The organism is Rivularia sp. UHCC 0363 (genome assembly GCF_034931125.1).
Classification (GTDB): Bacteria; Cyanobacteriota; Cyanobacteriia; order Cyanobacteriales; family Nostocaceae; genus Rivularia.
Genome location: NZ_JAYGHM010000078.1, coordinates 17,436 through 36,808, shown reverse-complemented (window position 1 = coordinate 36,808; position 19,373 = coordinate 17,436). Strand labels below are relative to the sequence as shown.

Below are 19,373 nucleotides of genomic sequence, written 5' to 3'. Positions count from 1 at the left end.
GTTATTAATTATCAACCTTTAACCTTTAACCTTTAACCTTTGACCTTTAACCTTTAACCTTTGACCTTTTTAACCTTTTAATGCGTATAAGCGCTTTTAAATAATGAACCTCACAGACAAAACTTTACTAATCACCGGAATTGGTGGATTTATTGGTTTACGTACAGCCGAAATAGCTATAAGCAAAGGTTTAAAAGTCCGTGGATTGGAAAAAGATGCAGATACAGCTAAAAAAGCTCAAAAATTAGGTGTAGAAGTTCTTATCGGTAGCGTTGCCGATCCATCCATTGCTCAAAAAGCTTGTCAGGAAGCAGATATAGTTTTACATACTGAAGAAGTCGCAAAAGAAGGAGGTTCAATCAAGGAATTTAGCGAGGTAAATATCGATGGAACTATTAATATCGGTAAAGCTGCTCGCAATGCTGGAGTAAAAACTTTTGTTCATCTTTCCTCTGCTTTAGTTTATGGTTTTAATTATCCTAATGGGGTAACAGAAAACCAACTACTTGTAAAAGAAGTAAATCCTTATTGTCAAACCAAAATAGAAGCAGAAAAAGCTCTACAGCAACTAAATAGTGTGCAAGATTTTGGCATCATTATTATCCGGGCTGGGGATGTTTACGGACCGGGTTCTATTCCTTGGACGGTGCGACCGATATCGTTGATGCAGCAAAAGTTATTTGCCTATACGAGTGAAGGGAAAGTTATTAACCATATATATGTAGATAATTTAATTGATGCAATTTTCTTAGCTATAGAAAACGAGCAGTATGGTGAAATCTTTAATATTACTGATGGGAAAGCAACGTCTCCTCAAGAATATTTTACTCGTTTAGCAGAAGTCGCTGGTTATCCCGCTCCTTCCTCTTTACCAAAAGAAGAAATGAAAATATTTCTCAAATTGCGTTGTCAAGGACAAAAACTTTTTCGCAAGCAACCAGATATTCTTCCAGAAGCAGCAGATTTCATGAGTCGTCCTTATGCTTTTTCTATTGATAAAGCACGTAAATTATTAAATTATCAACCTGCTATTTCTTTAGATGAAGGAATGAATCGTATTCAGGAATGGTTAAAAAGTCAATAGGGAATAGGGAATAGGACATTGGTAATTGGGAATTGTCAGGTACTTATTAACTAACAACTAATAATTTATAAATAACAGAAAGATGAAAATGAAAACATCTCAATTTTGTTGCTTGTTATTTTCTACTTTAGCAAGTGTTGGATTGGTTCTTAAAGCAAATGCTGTAGAAGATTCCGCAACTCTGACTGTTGCGATAAAAGGGATTGAAAATCAAAAAGGTCAGGTTTGTTTAAGAATCTATGAAAACGAAAGTGGATTTCCTTTGGGTAATAGTAGCGAAGCCAAAAGTCAATGCACGAAAATAACAGGTAATTCGCTCAAACAAGAATTTACAGGTTTAAAAAGAGGTACTTATGCTGTTGCAGTAATTGACGACCAAAATGGTGATACTAAACTCAATAGAGATTTTCTTGGCATCCCTGAAGAAGGTTTCGGAATCTCCAATAATCCTACAGTGTCAGTGAAAACCGGGACTCCCAAATTTGAATCAGCGAGTTTTTCATTAACACAAAATCAAACTATTGAGATTGAAATGAAATATTCTCTTGACCCCTAAATAAAACCTAAATTATGGACAAACAAGCTTTAGGTATGGCGATTTTTATGGGACTGTATGTTCCATTATGCACTGGAATTTCTGTGACGATACACCGTTTAATTCATCGAACACCACAAGAAAGCAGCAAAATTATTATTGTCTATCGTCAATTTGAAAAACAGTCTTTTGACACAGCGAACACAAAATCAATTTTTAAGCTAGATAAATCTCAAAACTTCCCTTTCTCAAAAGATGTCTTGAAAGCAAAGTCGCTAAACTTCTCTAAATTTTTATCTCCAGCTTATGTGAGAGACAATAGCTTGTTACAGAATTTTAATCTGAATAAAATTGCGATCGCAGAATCAAAAATAAACCTGCAAAAACCATCGCAACAACAAAAGCCTTAAATTTTAGTTAGATTTTTGATTTTGGATTATTTTACTTTAATCCTCTAATTAGTGTATTGAAATCATCTAAAATTACCCGTCCCTGGTAGTCCACTAAGGAAACTTTGCGGAGTAGTTGAAAATTAGAAAACTCTGCTCCCTATTCCCTATTCCCAACATAAAACCCCGGCTTTTTTGGGTTATTGAAGTACCAGAAAGTGAAAAAATCTTGTCTTAATCATAAGTAAATTTAATCATGTTAAAACAACCTCTTAGACTAGCAATTGCCACAGGATTATACGCTCCGTTTTTAACGGGAGTTTCTGTTGCGGTACATCAACGAGTACGCTGGTTTTTACAGCAGGGACATCACGTATTTTTGATTCATCCCCAAATTAGCGATCGCTATCCTCCCAATGTTGGTAAACGTCCGATGTCGGGATTAGATGAACTACAGCAATATCCTAATTTCAGTTCCTATGCATTTCCTACGGAACCATTAATATTTTATAAGTCTCTTCCTCAACCGCTAAATCATCGACACTGGAGCGATACTAAATTATTAGAAGATTTTAAACCTGATGTAATCTTGGTCGAAGAAGCAGCGCAAATGAAGGGACTATATTCGCTTTTTCTTCAAGGTTATGGTCGTCCAATTGCAGTGGAATACGCGAAAAAAACCGGCACTCCAGCAATATCTCTGTTTCATACTGATATCGTTGCCTATATTCAATATTATTTAGGCAATCAATTATTTAGTTTACTTCGTCCTTTTCTCCCCACTTTAATTAAACAGTTTAGCGATTCTTACTATTTAAATCTATTTTCCTCAAAAGAACAACTCGCCAAATACGAAAAGATGAAATGTCAACGTAGCGAATACTTTCCTTATCAAGGAGTTGATTGCAAGAAATTCAATCCGGAAAACATTATTTATAATCCCATTCCTAACGACCGTAGACCAACTTTATTATTTGTAGGACGTATTACAGCCGAAAAGAATGTTAATCAACTTTTGGATATATATCCGTTAGTTGCTAAGAAAATTAAAGATGTTCATTTAGTAATTATTGGTAGCGGTCCTGCTGAAGAAGAAATCAAAAAACGCGCTGAAGAATTTCCATCTGGTGTAACAGTTTGGGGAGAATCTCACGGAACAGAACTTTTAGGATGGTTTGCTCGTGCAGATGTATTTATTAACCCTTCAACCACTGAAAATTTCTGTACGACCAACAACGAAGCTTTAGCATCCGGGACTCCGGTTGTTGCTGCGATCGCACCTTCCACAGCCGAGCAAGTTACACCAGGTCATAACGGCTTTTTAGCAGAACCTAATAACCCAGAAGATTTCGCAAATAAAATCATTCAAATTCTGGAAGATTCCCAATTAAAAGAGCAAATGGCTAAAAACGCTCGTCCTTCAATTCTCGAATTTGATTGGTCGGCTTGTATGCAAAAATTTGAGTTGAAGCTCTACAAAGTTGTTGCCGAATCTCAGGATAAATTGACCATTTTTAAGTAAAAAGTAAAAAGGTATTCAAAGAAAACTCATTATTTTTGTAATCTTTATCTAAAAGAATACCAGCCCCTGAATTTGTTCATGGGGATTTCTTTTTACCCCCGCACTTTCCGTAAAGCACCAAACGCTTTACCTCTTAAACTCACGGGTAACAAAGACAATCCTAAACCAGTCCATGCTTTAGCGGTAGAAAAAGATTTTCCAGCTAAAACTAATTGTCTCCCTTTATCGGTTTCACCAGTTTCGATTAACCGTAAACCTAACAATAGCTGAGTTTCTTTTAAACGCTGTAATCTAATATTCTCCAACTTCTGTGAATCAAACTTATAGCTTTGTAAATACTGCTGTTTACCTGTTAAATAAGGAATTGCGCGGTTAATTCCTTGCTGTTGTGCGTGGAGCCGATATTCCATCAACAATTTCGGTAAATAATAGCCTTTTTTACCAGCCAAAGCTAAGCGTACAAATAAATCGTTATCCTCGCAATTTTGCCAATTGGGCTGCATAAATCCAACTTCCACTACCGTTTGACGACGAAATAAAGTTGCACCAATTTGAAAACTTTGATTTATAAATACTGCTTCTAAAAGATTATCGACTACCCCTTCGGCTAAATCTTTTCTTCCCCATAAACGCGAATTCTCATGAGTCTTCGCTTCATCTCGCACATTATTAATATCAATTATCCAATGGTCGGTACCAACAAAATCAATATTAGAATCTTTTTCGAGAATACTAGAAGTTTGCGCGATAAAATCCGGCGTTAATCTATCATCATCATCAAATTTAATGAAATAATCGCCAGTCGCTGCATCAAAACCAGAACGCATATTATTACTTTTGCCAATATTGCGATCGTGGCGGATATATTTAATCCGATTATCTTCATACTTCGACATTAATTCCGCAGTTCCATCATTAGAACCATCGTCGCAGATAATTAATTCAAAGTCTTGATAAGTTTGTTTGAGTACGCTTTCAATCGCGAAAGGTAGCAAATCAATACGGTTGAATGTAGGAATACAAATACTAACTTTTCTATTGCTCATTGGTGATTGGTAATTGGTAATTGGTAATTGATAATAGGAATAAATCATGAGTCGATGCACTCCCAAATCAACTTCCCATGTCTTGTATTCTCAATTATTTTTAAAAATCAATTCGACTCCTGCTTTTGCTGTCTTAGACTCATTTAAAATAAATTCAGTTGGTCTTTGATATTCTCTAAATATTTTTTCAATCTGATCTACTTCTATTTCTTCCATAAAATCTAACAATCTTAATTCTGGAAGCACTTCTGATTTATCGATATAGTGTTGAATTTTTGTGTTAGCACCGCTGATTCCAACACTAGGTACGCTGAGAATATCTGCTAATATTATAGAGTGTAAACGGTTGCCAAAATGGAAATCCATTTGACTTAAAATCTCTACAAATTCTGCTGGTTTCTTCCAGTCATGCAGTTTATAGTTAGATTCGGGTAGGTATTTTTTTAATAAATGATGAAATTTGTTATCGTTTCTGTCTTCTCCGACATGGGCTGGTAGTAAATGAATTATTGAATTATATTTATCAACAAACTGCATTAACTGTTGACCGTAAAATTCACCTCTTCCTTCACCCCACCAAAATTTTCCAGAAAAAGAAATATTTTTAATTTCACTAGATTTATTTTCTTTTATATAAGGTTGATAATAGTTTAAATCTAAAAATGCTAAATCACCACCCAAGCAACAAGCTTTAACTGGCTTGAGTTTTTGTAAAGCTAATTCGTAGGATTGTTTATCTCTTAAATAAAGTAAATCGGCATTTTTAAAAATCTTGCTTCTAGTGTCTCCTTCATCCGAACTCACTGCTTCTAATCCGACACCAAGAAAGCAGAAACGCTTTCTAGTAAACTTTGCTAATGACTGTAACCTCAGTAAATTAGTGGGTTTATCTTTGATATTTAAAGTTCCACCACCCCACATTAAACAGTCACTTTGTAAAATTATCGAAAGCCTTTTAAGTTTAGGGAGTTGATTTGCAGCAAAAAAACGAACTTTATCTGTAGTGCGTTCATAATAGTCTTCTTGACAAAATACAAATATTCGAGCGACTTCTTGCTTTTTCGCAAAATAATCTATTAACTGATGCAGAAATAAATCATCCCCAACATTATGAAATCCGTAATAACCCATTAATAAAATATTCATTTAATTTGTCCTAATAGAATTAATTAATAGATATAAAAAACATTTAGTCCAATCATTGTTAATGTTTTTTATGAAAAATATTGTTTCATAAATTTGACATTAATGATTGTATAAATATATCATAGTATTTTGATTGGCAATAATTAATACTTGCTGTACATATTCAGAATTAAGCGAGTTTTTCCGGATATTTATAAATTAAACTTCCTCTAATTATGAAATCAAATTACTAGTAATTACCGATAATTCCCATGAACATCTTAATGCTATCTTCTACGTTTCCTTATCCACCTACTCGTGGTGGTACTCAAGTTAGAACTTTTAATTTACTTAAGTATTTACAACGGAATCACCGCGTTACCTTGGTGACTCAACCCGAAGCTGGTGTCACTGAAACAGAAATAGCCCAATTGCGAGATTATGTGGATGAACTAGTCCTTTTTAATCGTCCCCATGACTCCGGTACCACCGGAGGAATACTGAAAAAAGTTCAGCGTTTAACTAAATTTGTCAGTGAAGGTATTCCCCCAAGCGTGTTAAATCGCTACTCAGTGGATATGCAAAACTGGATTGATCGCCATATAGAAGCGAGTAAGTACGATACAATTACCAGCGAACACAGCGTTAATGAAATTTACGTGCGTCCCCATTTTCAAAAAAAGGTGCGTACTGTAGTCAACGTTCACAGTTCCGTCTACGGTACCTGTCTCAATCAATTACAAAATGGCATATCTGAAAACTCTTTACGAGATAAAATTAATTTACCATTGCTGCGTCGTTACGAAAAAAACTACTGCGGTAAATTTTCGGCAATTGTAGCGACAACCGCAGAAGATAAAATTCAGTTACAGGAATTCAACGCTATCAGTGAAATTACGGTAATTGCTAACGGCGTAGATTTAGTCATGTTTCCTAATCGGACAGCAGACCCAGGAGGACACCGTTTAATTTTCATCGGTGCAATGGATAATTTAGCAAATATCGATGCTGTATGCTTCTTTTGTAAAGAAGTATTACCAGAAATCCAGAAACTTTACCCCGATACAACCTTTGATATAGTGGGTTCTCGTCCCGTTGCAGAGGTGTTAGCACTCAAAGATAACCCCGGAGTCAATGTTACCGGAAAAGTCCCTTCAATGGCAGAATACCTGCATAAATCAACAGTTTGCGTAGTGTCGATGCGGACTGGATTTGGAATCAAGAACAAAACCTTGGAAGCAATGGCTGCTGGTATACCCGTAGTCGGTAGCGATCGCGGTTTGGAAGGATTAGCTGTAGACGGTGATAATGTTGAATTACGGGCAATACGTGCCAATAAACCGCAAGAATATGTCAGCTCTATTAGTCAACTGTTTGAAAATCCGCAGTTACGAGCAGAATTATCTCATAACGCGAGAAAATTAGTTGAAATAGAGTTTACCTGGGAAAGTGCGGGGAAACGTTACGAGCAGGTTTGTCTGGGGAAGTAATTAATGTAGAAACGGTATGCATAATGCAACGTCTTTACGATACTTTGATTTGTATCGATGATTCTGTGAAATAGTTTCTTTGAAACTACACAAACAAAAAAAGACGTAGCATTGCTACGTCTCTACATAAGTTATTTATAAACAAGATTTTATTACTGGCTCAATCCGAACCCAATTCGACTATAGACTGGAATTCTTGCACGTTGGGATTTTTGAATGTTAGCAGTTGTAGAGGATTCAGGTTGTGACTGGGAAATATTTGTAGTTTTATCTTGATTTAAACTACTAGAATTGCTTAAGTTTGATGTTTTAGCTGCATCGTTTGCAATGGCAGATTGAGATGGTGTAATGTTGTCCTTGTTTGAATTAGCTGCTGTTTGCGCTTGAGAAGGTATTGCAACCAAAGCAGAACCAACTGCTAGAACTAACGCAAGCAGACAAGAATTTTGAGGCATTTTGATTCCTAATTGCTTTTAAAATGTTTATTTAAAAAAGATTCGCTGCGCTATTTCGTAAAAACTAGTTAAATACGAAATTTTAATCTTTAATTTATCTTCAGCCGATATGAAAGTTATTCATCGATGCACTATAAAAACTCTAGATTTTTTCTGAGATAAATTTCCAGCGAAACTATTAAAAATATAATCATAAAGCAATTATCTTTTCAAGAGGAAAAATACTGAATCTGGTATATCGCAGATTCAACTACTTGAAAATTTTGCTATATGAATTCTTTATAAAAAAATAAATGGGGCATAGGGCATAGCTAATTATCTTTTCAATAAATATTTTATTTTTTATTTACCTAATTTGATAATAATAGAAAGTGTAATTAGCAAGGCTAAAAACCTTTAGCGACTTTCGGGTAGCTACAATATAATCCAATGCCCAATGACCCATGCCCAAGCCAATTCTTAAAATGTAAAACTAGTCCGTAGAATACCAATAGTAATTGAGTCGCTATCTGGTGTATGACCGGGTTCTATAATGTGAATAATTCCCGGAGTTACACTCATATTGTCGTTCAAACGCCAACGGTAAAAAGCTTCAATATGAGTAGTTGTTCCCGGTTGTCCACCGTCGCTTTTACTATTTCCAATAAGTTCTGGTACGTTATTGCCTACAGGTAAGTTACTGCTAACAATTTTTGGCGGCTGTCCTACATAAATTCCACCTAAATTACCCTTACCAAATAAATCTGGAAAGTTAAGATAAACCATGTAATTTGTAGTTTCTACATCTCCCGATTCTCCGGGAATATAAGACTTAGTATAACCACCCCAACCACCCAAGGTAATTCCTCGTGAAATGTCCCAATTGACGGTAGCACCAACAGCATTTGTTTGCAAAGGTCTTGAAGTTCCCGTAAAACAATTTAAAGCAGTAAAACAATTATCACCAGCAAAAGTTGATAAGAAACCATTGGGCGAATAATTATTAACGTAATATAAACTTACGTCTAATGTCTTAGCAGGTGTTAGTAATAATTGTGCGCCCGCAGTTGTGTTTCCATCAAATAAACCTCCACGTTTTCCCGGATTTGCTATATCCTTAGCGCTATAAATTGCTTGCACACTGGCACTTTTAGCAAATTGCCAATCAAAAGCAATACCACCATTTTCAAAATCTAAATTTAAAATTGGGTTTCTTTGTGCAAACCATGATAAAGGCCCATTCGCTGCACTTTCAGCACGGTTAGGACCCCGGAATGCACGTATCATATCAACACCTTTGGTTCCCACCATCATCGCTAATTTTTTATTAAGAAGTTGGTGATAGTGTAGGTCACTTAAGTTCCATTTGTTTCCCGGAGGAGCTTCGTAACCAAGTATAAAATCATTAGATAATTTAGGGCTTGTCGAACCATTAGCAGCTAAAAGTCCGGTTACTAAGAAACTACGCGGTGTAAATTGGCTGGTCAAATATAGCTGATTAAAGTTGATGAAATTAGTGTTAGTACTAGGATCATCAGTATCTTTTACACCATCTCTAGGAGCTATATCGGCGCGATTTGCACCGCGTCCTTGAATACCAACAATTGTGATTCCGCTGAGTTTAGTTGTTGCCGAAAATCGTTTAGCTTCAATATCAGCAGTCCGAGCTTCTAGCGCATCAACTCGTCCTCTTAATGTAGCTAATTCCGCACCAAATTCTTCCTGTAACTTTTGTAAAGTTGCTAAATCTTCACGGGTAACTATGTTACTTGCTGCTGTCGCAATTAATTCGTTAACTCTTTCAAGACAAGCATTCAAACCCGCAGCAAATTCATAGCGAGTTAAAGCGCGATTTCCTCGGTAAGTTCCATTGGGATAACCCGCAATACAACCGTAACGTTCTACCAAGGATTGTAACGATTGAAACGCCCAATCTGTCGGCTGTACGTCTCCAAGTTGAGAAACCGAATTAACTTGTCCCATCGGATTTTCATCCGCAGATAGTTCATTTTCAGATGGAATAACTGGTTGAGAAATCTTGAATTGCTCAGTATTTGGAATGTTTAACAGTTTTGTTTCTACCGTCTCTTCTGTAGGGATAGAAAAATCTACAGAAAGCTGTTCCTTAGACATTGCTCGATCTGGAAATCCGGTAATTCCCGCAGCTAAAAAGCAGATAATTAGCGAAATTTTACTATTGTTCAACTTTCAAAACTCTGTTTATATACAACGGTTGAGCTTATTAAATAATTTATATGAATGGCATGAGTAATTATACGGAATTAAAAAAAAATAGATTTGATAACTTCTGGGCAATATTTCACAAGCGAGAGTATAAAAGAAACAGCTAGTATTGCCAAGCAATTTTGGTTTTTGGATTTATGATTTTGGATTGTCCATTTGCTACGACCCAATTGTGCATTATTGCTTTTCATTCATCAACTAACCCAAAATGCAAATTTCAAAATCTAAAATGTTTCGGTCAATTCAAAATTCCCAATTTAAAATCGAGTGAAGATTAGCATGGCAAAAACCTCACCATCAAATCCTAATAAAAAAACTGCTCCGCAGCCCAATGCTAAGGTTCGCAAACTCCGTAAAAGAATCAAAAAATCTAAACAAACTTCTGAGGGAATTCAGTCCTATTCAAATCGTCGTCGAAATAAAAAACGCAAAATAGCGACATCAATGTTAGCGATCGCCATTTTATTAGGAAGTGGAGGTTTGGCGATCGCGGCTGCTTGGATTAGTATTTTATTCATATCTAATCCGCAACAGGTAAGCTGGTTAAATAATTTTGTACCTGGATGGGTAAAAGTAGGTTCAAACGAACAACGTCCCCATACAGTCCAGGAAATTCAAACCGAAATAAAAAATCAACAGCGTATAGTTGGAGAAATTGTTGCTTTAGAAAGTGATACCCAAGAATCTTTTTTATTACCAATTTTTCGCGATCGCAATAACTGCAATACTGACTGTAAAAATATAGTTGAACTAAGAATTTATCACTTATCTACAGATTTTGAATGGCGATCGCCGACTAAAAAATATTACGATTTAACTACCCAATTTTCCGTTACCGGACCAGAAGAAGATGAAGTTATTGCACCTTTAGTAGAAGCAAATGCAGAGGAAACAGCAGGTTCGAGTATTCCCTTACCCGTAAGTGAAATCGGACGCTTTGATAAAGACGCACCAAACCCTGGAATTTGGTATTATTTACGTGGCGATCGCTCTTCGGGGACAAACCAGACAGCTTACGGCTACGTACTTTACTACAATAGCGATCGACGTAATCTGCAACAAATGATATCCTGGACAAGTCCCACTGGAGATTTACCTCAATGGGAGCAGGTAACTGGTAACGATGAGAAAGAGTTAGTAGTGCGTCAAACAGTCGGTTTAGAACCTCGTTTGCGAGTTTACCAAGTTCAGCCAACTGAGTTCGTCGTTAACCCGATTAAGCTATCAGAAATTACTCTCAAACCTTCAGTTTTGCAAGATGAAGCATACCGAGATGCGCTGTTAATTGCCCAAAGTGGACTGTGGACACCAGCTTATCAATGGTTGCAATTTATCGTGAAGCAAAAAGGGAAGATACCATCAGCAGCACAAGCACAAATTGATTTAATTCGTTTACATTCTCAACTTACCAAAAAATTAGCCGATACCAGCTGGGCAAGTCCTTCACAATCCGTATTAGCTGACTTAATTGATGGTAGATGGGGAGAAGCCTTAAAAGTATTTGAAGCATCACCGCAAAACACCGCAGAAATCACAACTTTACTCAAAGCCGATACAGGAAGATTAGAAAGTCGCATTGATGCAGCATTACAAATAAATCCCAATCGTCCGGAAGTACAAGCTTGGAAAGCTTTAATTATTGCATCCCAAAAAGACACAAACCAAGCTTATAAATGGCTCAATACACAATCTAAAATATCTCCAGATTCGTTAAGCTATATTAAAAAGCTTTTGGCACAAATTTGATGTGAAACAGCTAGCGATCGATAGCTACCAGAATTAAAAACACTCAGCGTTCCTCTGCGTTAAAAAACTATCCAAAATGCTACCTTAAAGAATGTCTTCCCAACTTTAAACTAAATGCTGCTAACCATCGCTACCACCCATCAACCCGCGACAGATTTGGGTTATCTTTTACACAAACACCCCAATCGCTGTCAATCGTTTTCCCTTTCCTTTGGAGAAGCCCACGTTTTCTACCCGGAAGCAAACAACGAACAATGTACCGCAGCTTTATTATTAGATATTAATCCAATAAAATTAGTCAGAAAGAGAACTTTGACGCTGGATGCCTATGTAAACGATCGCCCTTATGTAGCTTCTTCATTTTTCAGCGTAGCGATATCTCAAGTATTTGGTACAGCTTTGGGTGGACGTTGTAAGGATAAACCTGAGTTAGTAGAAACCCCAATGCCGTTGGTAGCAAAAATATCGGTCTTACCTAGTCATGGTGGTGAAGGTTTTCTGCGAGAATTGTTTGAACCGTTGGGTTATCAAGTAACTTTACAAAATTATCCTTTAGATGAAACTTTCCCGGAATGGGGACAAAGTAAATATTTCACCGTCGAATTGCAAAATACCATACCGCTTTCGCTTTTACTCAGCCATCTTTATGTTTTAATCCCAGTTTTAGATAACAATAAACATTACTGGGTAAATGAAGACGAAGTAGAAAAATTATTGCGTCATGGGGAAGGTTGGTTAAAGGAACATCCGTTAAAAGAAGAAATTACCAAACGCTATTTAAAACGACAATATCGCTTAACTCGTGCTGCTTTAGCGCAACTAACAGAACCCAATGAACCCGATCCAGATAGTGTTGAAGAAATCCACGACAAAGAAGAAGCAGCAGTAGAGAAACCATTAAGTTTGAATCAGCAGCGTTTGAATTGTGTAGTAGCAGTTTTAAAACAAAATAATGCCAAAAAAGTTGTAGATTTAGGTTGCGGACAAGGTAATTTACTCAAAATGCTTTTGAAAGATAATTACTTTGAACAAATTACCGGAGTAGACGTTTCCTATCGTGCTTTAGAAATTACCAAAGAAAGATTAGATCGTTTGCATTTACCTCGCAACCAATGGGATAAATTACAATTAATTCAAAGTGGTTTAACCTACACAGATAAACGGATTGCAGGATATGATGCAGCTGCGGTAATTGAAGTCATAGAACATCTCGATTTACCAAGATTAAGCGCATTTGAAAGAGTATTATTTGAATTTACCAGACCACAAACGGTAATAGTTACCACACCAAATATAGAGTATAACGTTAAATTTGCAAGTTTACCCGCAGGAACACTTCGTCATAAAGATCACCGTTTTGAATGGACGCGATCGCAATTTCAAAAATGGTCAAAAGAAGTAGGAGAAAAATTTAGCTACAGCGTAGAATTTCAAAATGTAGGTGATGAAGAATTAGAAGTAGGTTCCCCCACGCAAATGGCAGTTTTTTCAATTATAAATTAATAATTAAATATCGTTACAAGGCTCTGCCTTGTAATGCATTGTAAGAGGCTCTGCCTCCAGTCTGTATTAGAGGCAGATCCTCGTAAAATGCATTCCCAGCCTAAAGGCTGGGAACGAGTCAAACGAGTCAAACGAATCAAAAATTAGGAATATCATACAATTTTCAAATGCAAGCAATAATATTTGTTGGCATCCAAGGTGCGGGAAAATCAACGTTTTACCGCGAATACTTTCTCGATAGCCATATCAGAATTAATCTTGATATGCTCAAAACCCGTCACCGAGAAAAACTAATATTTCAAGCTTGTTTATCAGCAAAACAAAATATTGTCATAGATAACACTAATCCAACAGTAGAAGATAGAAAACGTTACATTATTCCAGCAAAATCACAAGGGTTTCAGGTGTTAGCATATTATTTTAATTCAAATTTAGCAGATTGCAAACTACGCAATAGCCAACGTTCGGGTAAAAAAGTAATTCCCTTAGTAGGAATATTATCAACTTATAAAAAGCTAACTTTACCAAGTTACACAGAAGGATTTGATGGCATATACTCAGTAAAAACCTGCCCAGATTATTCATTTATCGTTGAGGAGTGGAATCGTGAAATTTGATGAACTCGATAGTAAAATGCGGGTATTTGAAACCGCTCACGATTATTGCGTATTACCGGGAATTTACATCGTAGCGAGATTAGATGGACGCGGTTTTACTCGTTTAACAAAAGACGTGCATAAATTTAAAGCACCTTATGACGAACGTTTTCGCGACTATATGTTAGATACTGTAGAACATTTAATGAATAGCGGCTTTGATATTACTTACGGCTACACGCAAAGCGATGAAATTTCTTTACTATTTAGCTTAGAAGATGAAACATTTAATCGCAAAACCCGCAAAATTAACTCAGTTTTAGCAGGAGAAGCCAGCGCTAAATTTTCATTACTTTTAAATGATATGGCTTGTTTTGACTGTCGGATTTCTCAACTTGCTAATATTCAACAAGTAATAGATTATTTTCGCTGGAGACAGCAAGATGCACATCGGAATTCGCTCAACTCTCACTGTTATTGGTGTTTGCGAGGAGATGGAGAAACAGCACGTAAAGCTACTAATATTATGGAAGGTTTATCAGTAGCCGATAAAAACGAATTATTATTTCAACACGGAATTAACTTCAACGAATTACCCAACTGGCAAAAACGCGGTATGGGTTTGTATTGGGAAGAATATGAAAAAGAAGGATATAACCCCGTTACCAAGGAAACTGTTTTTGCAGTCAGAAGACGGATTAGAAGAGAATTAGATTTACCGATGAAAGATGATTATAGTGAATTTATTGGGGAATTTGTTGGTTGTTAAACCGATTAAAAAAACCGCAGAGACGCAGAGGACACAGAGGAAAGAAATGAAGAGAGATAGGTAAATAAATTATTAAACTACCTTAATTAAAGAAGCTATTATTAACTTAATCGATAAACAAAATTACCTAAAAGGAAGACGTGTTTTTTATATTTTACCTGGCGGTTGAAACCGCGTCTACACAAGTTTTACCTGGCGACTAGAAGTCGCGGCTACACAAACAAAACCCGCCTGCGGGGGTTATAAATTAATTAGTCCACGCAGGTGGACTTTGCCTGTGTAGCAGCGGTTTCAACCGCCGGATACTTTTAACTCTCCGTACTCTTAATATTCTTAAAAATACTATGAAAATAACTATCCCCGAATTATCTTTAATCACACTCATCGGTGCATCAGGCTCCGGTAAATCAAGCTTCGCAAAAAAACACTTCCAACCCTTTGAAGTTATATCTTCCGATTTTTGTCGCGGATTGGTTTCCAACGATGAAAACAGCCAAGCAGCTTCCCGCGATGCTTTCGATTTACTCCACTACATCACCCAAAAACGTTTAGCATCTGCCAAGCTAACGGTAATTGACGCAACCAACGTTCTAAAAGAAGACCGAAAATATTATGTAAACTTAGCCAAAGAATATCATTGCTTTCCCGTTGCTATAGTTTTAAACTTACCCGAAAATGTCTGTCATCAACGTAACCAACAACGTCCAGATCGACAATTTGGTTCTTACGTAGTTCAGCGTCACGTTCAAAATTTAAAACGTTCCCTACGCGGTTTAGAAAGAGAAGGTTTTCGTTACGTTTACGTGCTTAATTCTATCGAAGAAATTGAAGCCGTAGAAATCCAACGTCAACCATTATGGAACAACCGTAAACACGATCGCGGTCCCTTCGACATTATCGGTGATATTCACGGTTGCTGCGACGAATTAGAAACACTATTAGAAAAACTGGGATATGTAAAAACGCAAACCTACCATCACCCCGAAGGACGCAAAATCATCTTCCTCGGAGATTTAGTAGATAGAGGTCCCCGAATTCTTGATACTGTCAAACTTGTAAAAAACATGGTTGAAGCGGGTTCGGCTATTTGCGTTCCCGGTAATCATGAAAACAAGCTTTTACGGAAAATACGTGGTAAGAATGTAAAAATTAATCACGGTTTAGAGCAAACTGTTGCCGAAATCGAAGCTTTATCCCCAGATGTACGCGAACCTTTTATCAAAGAAATTGAAGAATTTATCGACTCCTTGATAAGTCACTTTGTCCTAGATGATGGACGCTTGGTAGTAGCTCATGCAGGAATGCGTGAAGAAATGCAGGGAAGGGGTTCGGGAAAGGTGCGGAGTTTTGCGCTGTATGGTGAAACTACCGGCGAAATCGACGAATTTGGCTTACCCGTGCGCTACGATTGGGCTGCCGAATATCGCGGTGAAGCGATGGTAGTTTACGGACATACCCCCGTACCGGAAGCGGAATGGTTGAATAATACGATTGATATTGATACGGGTTGCGTTTTTGGGGGAAAGTTAACCGCTTTGCGCTATCCCGAAAGGGAATTAGTCAGCGTTGATGCAGCAAAAGTTTACTGCGAACCCGTCAAACCTTTGGATAACGGGACATCGGGTACCGGAATTAATGCTCAACAGCAGTTAGATGATGTTTTAAATATTGATGATGTCTTGGGTAAGCGGATTATTAATGTACGTCTGCAAAACAAAATTACCATCCGTGAAGAAAACGCGATCGCAGCTTTGGAAGTGATGAGTCGGTTTGCTGCAAATCCCAAATGGTTGATTTACCTTCCTCCTACCATGTCTCCCGTCGAAACTTCCCAATTACCCGGATATTTGGAGCATCCGCAACAAGCTTTTGCTTATTATAAAAACCAAGGAATTACTGAAGTAATTTGTGAAGAAAAACACATGGGTTCGCGAGCCGTAGTTATTGTATGTCGCGACGAGGAAGCGGTTAAAAGACGCTTTGGAATTGTCAATGAAGGTATCGGTATTTGCTACACTCGCACCGGAAGACGCTTTTTTAATAACTCAGAATTAGAAGCGGAATTTTTAGCAGGAGTAAATAAAGCTCTTTCTGAAAGTGACTTTTGGTCAAGATTAAATACCGATTGGGTATGTCTCGATTGCGAATTGATGCCTTGGTCGGCTAAAGCTCAAGGATTGATCCGAAATCAATATGCAGCAGTGGGTGCAGCTTCCCGTCCGGCTTTAAGTAATGCCATAGAATTACTAACTCAAGCCAGTCAAAACGGTATTGAAGTTAACTCGTTGCTCGGTAAATTTCAACAACGTCAAGAAATGGCAAATCAATATGTAGACGCTTACCGTCGTTACTGTTGGGAAGTTAACGATATTTCCGATATAAAACTTGCACCATTTCATATTTTAGCTACAGAAGGTGCGGTACATATCGATAAAAATCATTCCTGGCACATGGAACAAGCTGCGATTTTAGAAAAAGCCGAACCTCAGTTAATCATGGCAACTAATTACAAGATAATAGATTTAAACGACCCCAGCAGCGAAGCAGAAGGAACCCATTGGTGGGAGGAAATGACTTGCAAAGGTGGTGAAGGGATGGTTGTCAAACCCCTGGAATTTATTGTCGGCGGTAAACGCGGTATTTTGCAACCAGCAGTCAAATGTCGCGGTAAGGAATATCTGCGGATTATTTACGGGCCAGAATATACAACCGACGAAAATCTCGAAAGTTTGCGTAAGAGGGGGTTATCTTTGAAACGTTCCTTAGCGATGCGGGAATTTGCTTTGGGTGTGGAAGCATTGGAAAGATTTGTTGTAGAAGCGCCGTTACGACGGGTTCATGAGTGCGTTTTTGGGGTTTTGGCTTTGGAGAGTGAAGCGGTAGATCCGAGGTTGTAGGGAATATCGTGTTTTACCGCAAAATTAGACCTCACCCCCTTCCCCTCTCCTTGCCAAGGAGAGGGGTGCCGGAGGCGGGGTGAGGTTTAGTCTTGTATTGCACTAAAAATCGTTATATTTACCGAAAAATCCCCCCAAACCATTGTAGAAATTTAAATAAATCTCTGGAAAATTTTATCAATATTTTTTGTAAATTTATCAACAAGACAATTTCAAACAACTTGCAAAACTTTGTATAAGACATTTAAACTCTGTTCTATGGGAAATTGGGGAGATTTAGAATATTGTGAATACACTTGTAGGACGTTATGAAATTACTCAAACATTAGGTGGAGGTGGTTTTGCAATCACCTATCTCGCAAGGGATATCATGCAACCGAGTAAACCCCTGTGTGTAGTCAAGCAACTACGTCCAAACCAAACCCATCCGCGAGTTATAGATTTTTTTAATAAAGAAGCCGCTATTTTAGAAAAATTGGGAAAACATCCTCAAATACCACAGCTATTAGCGCACTTTCAAGAAAATGATAATCTCTATATAGTTCAAGAATATATTCAAGGACACGATCTAAGTCGAGAAATATCTCCAGGAAAGCGACTGAGTGAAGCTTATGTCAGCAAGTTATTACAAGATGTTTTAGAAGTATTATCCTTCGTACATAAATACGGAGTAATTCACCGAGATATCAAACCCCAAAACTTGATGCGTCGTCGAGAAGATGGCAAAATATTTCTGATTGACTTTGGTGCAGTCAAAGAATTGGCAAGTTTGATGTTAAATTCTCAAGGTGAAATAAAATCAAGTGTAGTCATCGGAACACCGGGATTTATGCCTACCGAACAGGGTTTGGGTAAACCTTGTTTAGCGAGCGATGTATATGCAGTAGGAATGACTGCAATTCAAGCTTTAACTGGACTGCAAGCGTTTGAATTAGAAGAAAATCCCCAAACTGGTGAAGTGATTTGGTTAGAAAAAGCGCAAGTTAGTCAGCATCTAGCAGAAGTAATTACTAAGATGGTGCGCCGTCATTATAGTTTGCGTTATGCTTCTGCAAAGGATGCATTGCAAGGGCTTACGCCTATAGCACAGCCTACACCCATAGCACCTAGAAAGTTAAACCCGTCACATAGCATCAACTACTTTACAGAAGATTTAGGTAACGGTGTCACCTTAGAAATGGTGGAAATTCCTGATGGTGAGTTTCTCATGGGTTCACCAGCAGATGAGAAAGAACGAGAAGATAGTGAAAGTCCCCAGCATAAAGTGACTGTAGAATCTTTCATGGGTAAATTCGCAGTTACTCAAGCACAGTATCAAGCAATTATGGGTAAAAATCCCTCTAATTTCAAAGGAGAAAAACGCCCAGTAGAAAAAGTTAGTTGGAATGATGCGACAGAATTTTGCAAGAAGTTAACGGAGAAAACCGGAAGAACATATCGTTTACCTAGTGAAGCCGAGTGGGAATATGCTTGTCGGGCTGGTACTACAACACCGTTTCATTTTGGCGAGACGATTACCACCGATCTAGCTAATTACAATGGTAATGAAACCTATGCTAATGAACCAAAGGGTAAATTTCGCAAGAAAACAACAGAAGTAGGCAGTTTTCCTCCTAATGGTTTTGGCTTGTACGATATGCACGGTAACGTCTGGGAGTGGTGCCAAGATGGCTGGCACCTTCATTATAATGGCGCACCTACTGATGGTAGTGCATGGATTGAGAATGGTAATGATTGGAGGAAAGTGCTGCGGGGCGGTTCCTGGTTCAACAATCCTGAACTCTGCCGTTCCGCGTTTCGCACCCTCAGTTATCCGTGCATCGACGAAGACTGCTTGTATCTTGTTGGTTTTCGTGTTGTTTGCGGCGTTGGGAGGAACTCTTAACTAACCCTTTACACTTTTCCCCTCTGCTCTTTATTCTTTACCCTTGCCCCCGCCGAAGGCGGTCGATTTTTTTGAGAATAATAATTGTAGGGTGTTGTTAGTAGGAGA

Annotated in this window: 15 protein-coding genes; 11 read left to right on the top strand and 4 right to left on the bottom strand. The window is 37.6% G+C overall.

The window, feature by feature from the left end; translation table 11 throughout:
* Nucleotides 1-103: 103 nt before the first annotated feature.
* From VB797_RS29950 to VB797_RS29935, 4 genes are all read left to right on the top strand, one after another.
* The gene (locus VB797_RS29950; RefSeq protein ID WP_323241418.1) at nt 104-1,084 is read left to right on the top strand and encodes an NAD(P)-dependent oxidoreductase; all 981 of its coding nucleotides are present in this window, start codon (nt 104-106) and stop codon (nt 1,082-1,084) included.
* An 88-nt stretch (nt 1,085-1,172) separates the two neighbouring features.
* Nucleotides 1,173-1,640, top strand: coding sequence for a DUF2141 domain-containing protein (locus VB797_RS29945; RefSeq protein WP_323241417.1), 468 nt, complete (start codon nt 1,173-1,175; stop codon nt 1,638-1,640).
* A gap of 14 nt (nt 1,641-1,654) precedes the next feature.
* Complete coding sequence (locus tag VB797_RS29940) at nt 1,655-2,029, top strand: hypothetical protein (protein WP_323241416.1); 375 nt, start codon at nt 1,655-1,657, stop codon at nt 2,027-2,029.
* A gap of 235 nt (nt 2,030-2,264) precedes the next feature.
* Nucleotides 2,265-3,530, top strand: a complete 1,266-nt coding sequence (locus VB797_RS29935; protein ID WP_323241415.1) for a glycosyltransferase — start codon at nt 2,265-2,267, stop codon at nt 3,528-3,530.
* A 92-nt stretch (nt 3,531-3,622) separates the two neighbouring features.
* Here the strand turns inward: VB797_RS29935 and VB797_RS29930 are convergent, their stop codons facing one another.
* Together VB797_RS29930 and VB797_RS29925 are read right to left on the bottom strand one after the other, a co-directional pair.
* Nucleotides 3,623-4,576 (bottom strand): glycosyltransferase family 2 protein, encoded by a 954-nt coding sequence (locus VB797_RS29930; protein ID WP_323241414.1) that lies wholly within the window; start codon nt 4,574-4,576, stop codon nt 3,623-3,625.
* Nucleotides 4,577-4,666: 90 nt separating this feature from the next.
* Nucleotides 4,667-5,722, bottom strand: a complete 1,056-nt coding sequence (locus tag VB797_RS29925) for a polysaccharide pyruvyl transferase family protein (protein WP_323241413.1) — start codon at nt 5,720-5,722, stop codon at nt 4,667-4,669.
* A gap of 251 nt (nt 5,723-5,973) precedes the next feature.
* Between VB797_RS29925 and VB797_RS29920 the strand changes: the two genes are divergently transcribed.
* Nucleotides 5,974-7,191, top strand: coding sequence for a glycosyltransferase family 4 protein (locus tag VB797_RS29920; RefSeq protein ID WP_323241412.1), 1,218 nt, complete (start codon nt 5,974-5,976; stop codon nt 7,189-7,191).
* Between the two features lie 152 nt (nt 7,192-7,343).
* Here the strand turns inward: VB797_RS29920 and VB797_RS29915 are convergent, their stop codons facing one another.
* Nucleotides 7,344-7,646: a hypothetical protein gene (locus tag VB797_RS29915; protein WP_323241411.1), complete on the bottom strand. Its 303-nt coding sequence runs from the start codon at nt 7,644-7,646 to the stop codon at nt 7,344-7,346.
* Between the two features lie 459 nt (nt 7,647-8,105).
* Complete coding sequence (locus VB797_RS29910; RefSeq protein WP_323241410.1) at nt 8,106-9,830, bottom strand: iron uptake porin; 1,725 nt, start codon at nt 9,828-9,830, stop codon at nt 8,106-8,108.
* Between the two features lie 318 nt (nt 9,831-10,148).
* On the opposite strand from VB797_RS29910, the gene VB797_RS29905 reads away from it, so the two are divergent.
* From VB797_RS29905 to VB797_RS29880, 6 genes are all read left to right on the top strand, one after another.
* Nucleotides 10,149-11,615 carry a hypothetical protein gene (locus VB797_RS29905; RefSeq protein ID WP_323241409.1) on the top strand — a complete coding sequence of 489 codons (1,467 nt, stop codon included), beginning with the start codon at nt 10,149-10,151 and terminating at the stop codon, nt 11,613-11,615.
* A gap of 114 nt (nt 11,616-11,729) precedes the next feature.
* Entirely contained in the window at nt 11,730-13,118 is a 1,389-nt protein-coding gene (locus VB797_RS29900; protein ID WP_323241408.1) for a 3' terminal RNA ribose 2'-O-methyltransferase Hen1, read from the top strand.
* A gap of 167 nt (nt 13,119-13,285) precedes the next feature.
* Complete coding sequence (locus VB797_RS29895) at nt 13,286-13,735, top strand: ATP-binding protein (RefSeq protein ID WP_323241407.1); 450 nt, start codon at nt 13,286-13,288, stop codon at nt 13,733-13,735.
* On the top strand, nt 13,725-14,483 hold the full coding sequence (locus VB797_RS29890; protein WP_323241406.1) for a tRNA(His) guanylyltransferase Thg1 family protein: 759 nt from the start codon (nt 13,725-13,727) through the stop codon (nt 14,481-14,483). Before VB797_RS29895 ends, VB797_RS29890 begins: the two co-directional genes overlap by 11 nt.
* A gap of 344 nt (nt 14,484-14,827) precedes the next feature.
* Entirely contained in the window at nt 14,828-17,380 is a 2,553-nt protein-coding gene (locus VB797_RS29885; RefSeq protein WP_323241405.1) for a polynucleotide kinase-phosphatase, read from the top strand.
* 286 nt (nt 17,381-17,666) lie between these two features.
* A complete protein-coding gene (locus VB797_RS29880) occupies nt 17,667-19,265 on the top strand; it encodes a bifunctional serine/threonine-protein kinase/formylglycine-generating enzyme family protein (RefSeq protein ID WP_323241404.1) in 1,599 nt (532 codons plus the stop codon).
* Nucleotides 19,266-19,373: the final 108 nt, after the last annotated feature.

Excerpts from the sequence above, each read along its gene's own strand:
- VB797_RS29905 (WP_323241409.1), top strand. The coding sequence starts at position 10,149 with ATGGCAAAAACCTCACCATCAAATCCTAATAAAAAAACTGCTCCGCAG.
- VB797_RS29950 (WP_323241418.1), top strand. The coding sequence starts at position 104 with ATGAACCTCACAGACAAAACTTTACTAATCACCGGAATTGGTGGATTT.
- VB797_RS29925 (WP_323241413.1), bottom strand. The coding sequence starts at position 5,722 with ATGAATATTTTATTAATGGGTTATTACGGATTTCATAATGTTGGGGAT.
- VB797_RS29920 (WP_323241412.1), top strand. The coding sequence starts at position 5,974 with ATGAACATCTTAATGCTATCTTCTACGTTTCCTTATCCACCTACTCGT.
- VB797_RS29935 (WP_323241415.1), top strand. The coding sequence starts at position 2,265 with ATGTTAAAACAACCTCTTAGACTAGCAATTGCCACAGGATTATACGCT.
- VB797_RS29945 (WP_323241417.1), top strand. The coding sequence starts at position 1,173 with ATGAAAACATCTCAATTTTGTTGCTTGTTATTTTCTACTTTAGCAAGT.
- VB797_RS29885 (WP_323241405.1), top strand. The coding sequence starts at position 14,828 with ATGAAAATAACTATCCCCGAATTATCTTTAATCACACTCATCGGTGCA.
- VB797_RS29895 (WP_323241407.1), top strand. The coding sequence starts at position 13,286 with ATGCAAGCAATAATATTTGTTGGCATCCAAGGTGCGGGAAAATCAACG.
- VB797_RS29900 (WP_323241408.1), top strand. The coding sequence starts at position 11,730 with ATGCTGCTAACCATCGCTACCACCCATCAACCCGCGACAGATTTGGGT.
- VB797_RS29930 (WP_323241414.1), bottom strand. The coding sequence starts at position 4,576 with ATGAGCAATAGAAAAGTTAGTATTTGTATTCCTACATTCAACCGTATT.
- VB797_RS29915 (WP_323241411.1), bottom strand. The coding sequence starts at position 7,646 with ATGCCTCAAAATTCTTGTCTGCTTGCGTTAGTTCTAGCAGTTGGTTCT.
- VB797_RS29940 (WP_323241416.1), top strand. The coding sequence starts at position 1,655 with ATGGACAAACAAGCTTTAGGTATGGCGATTTTTATGGGACTGTATGTT.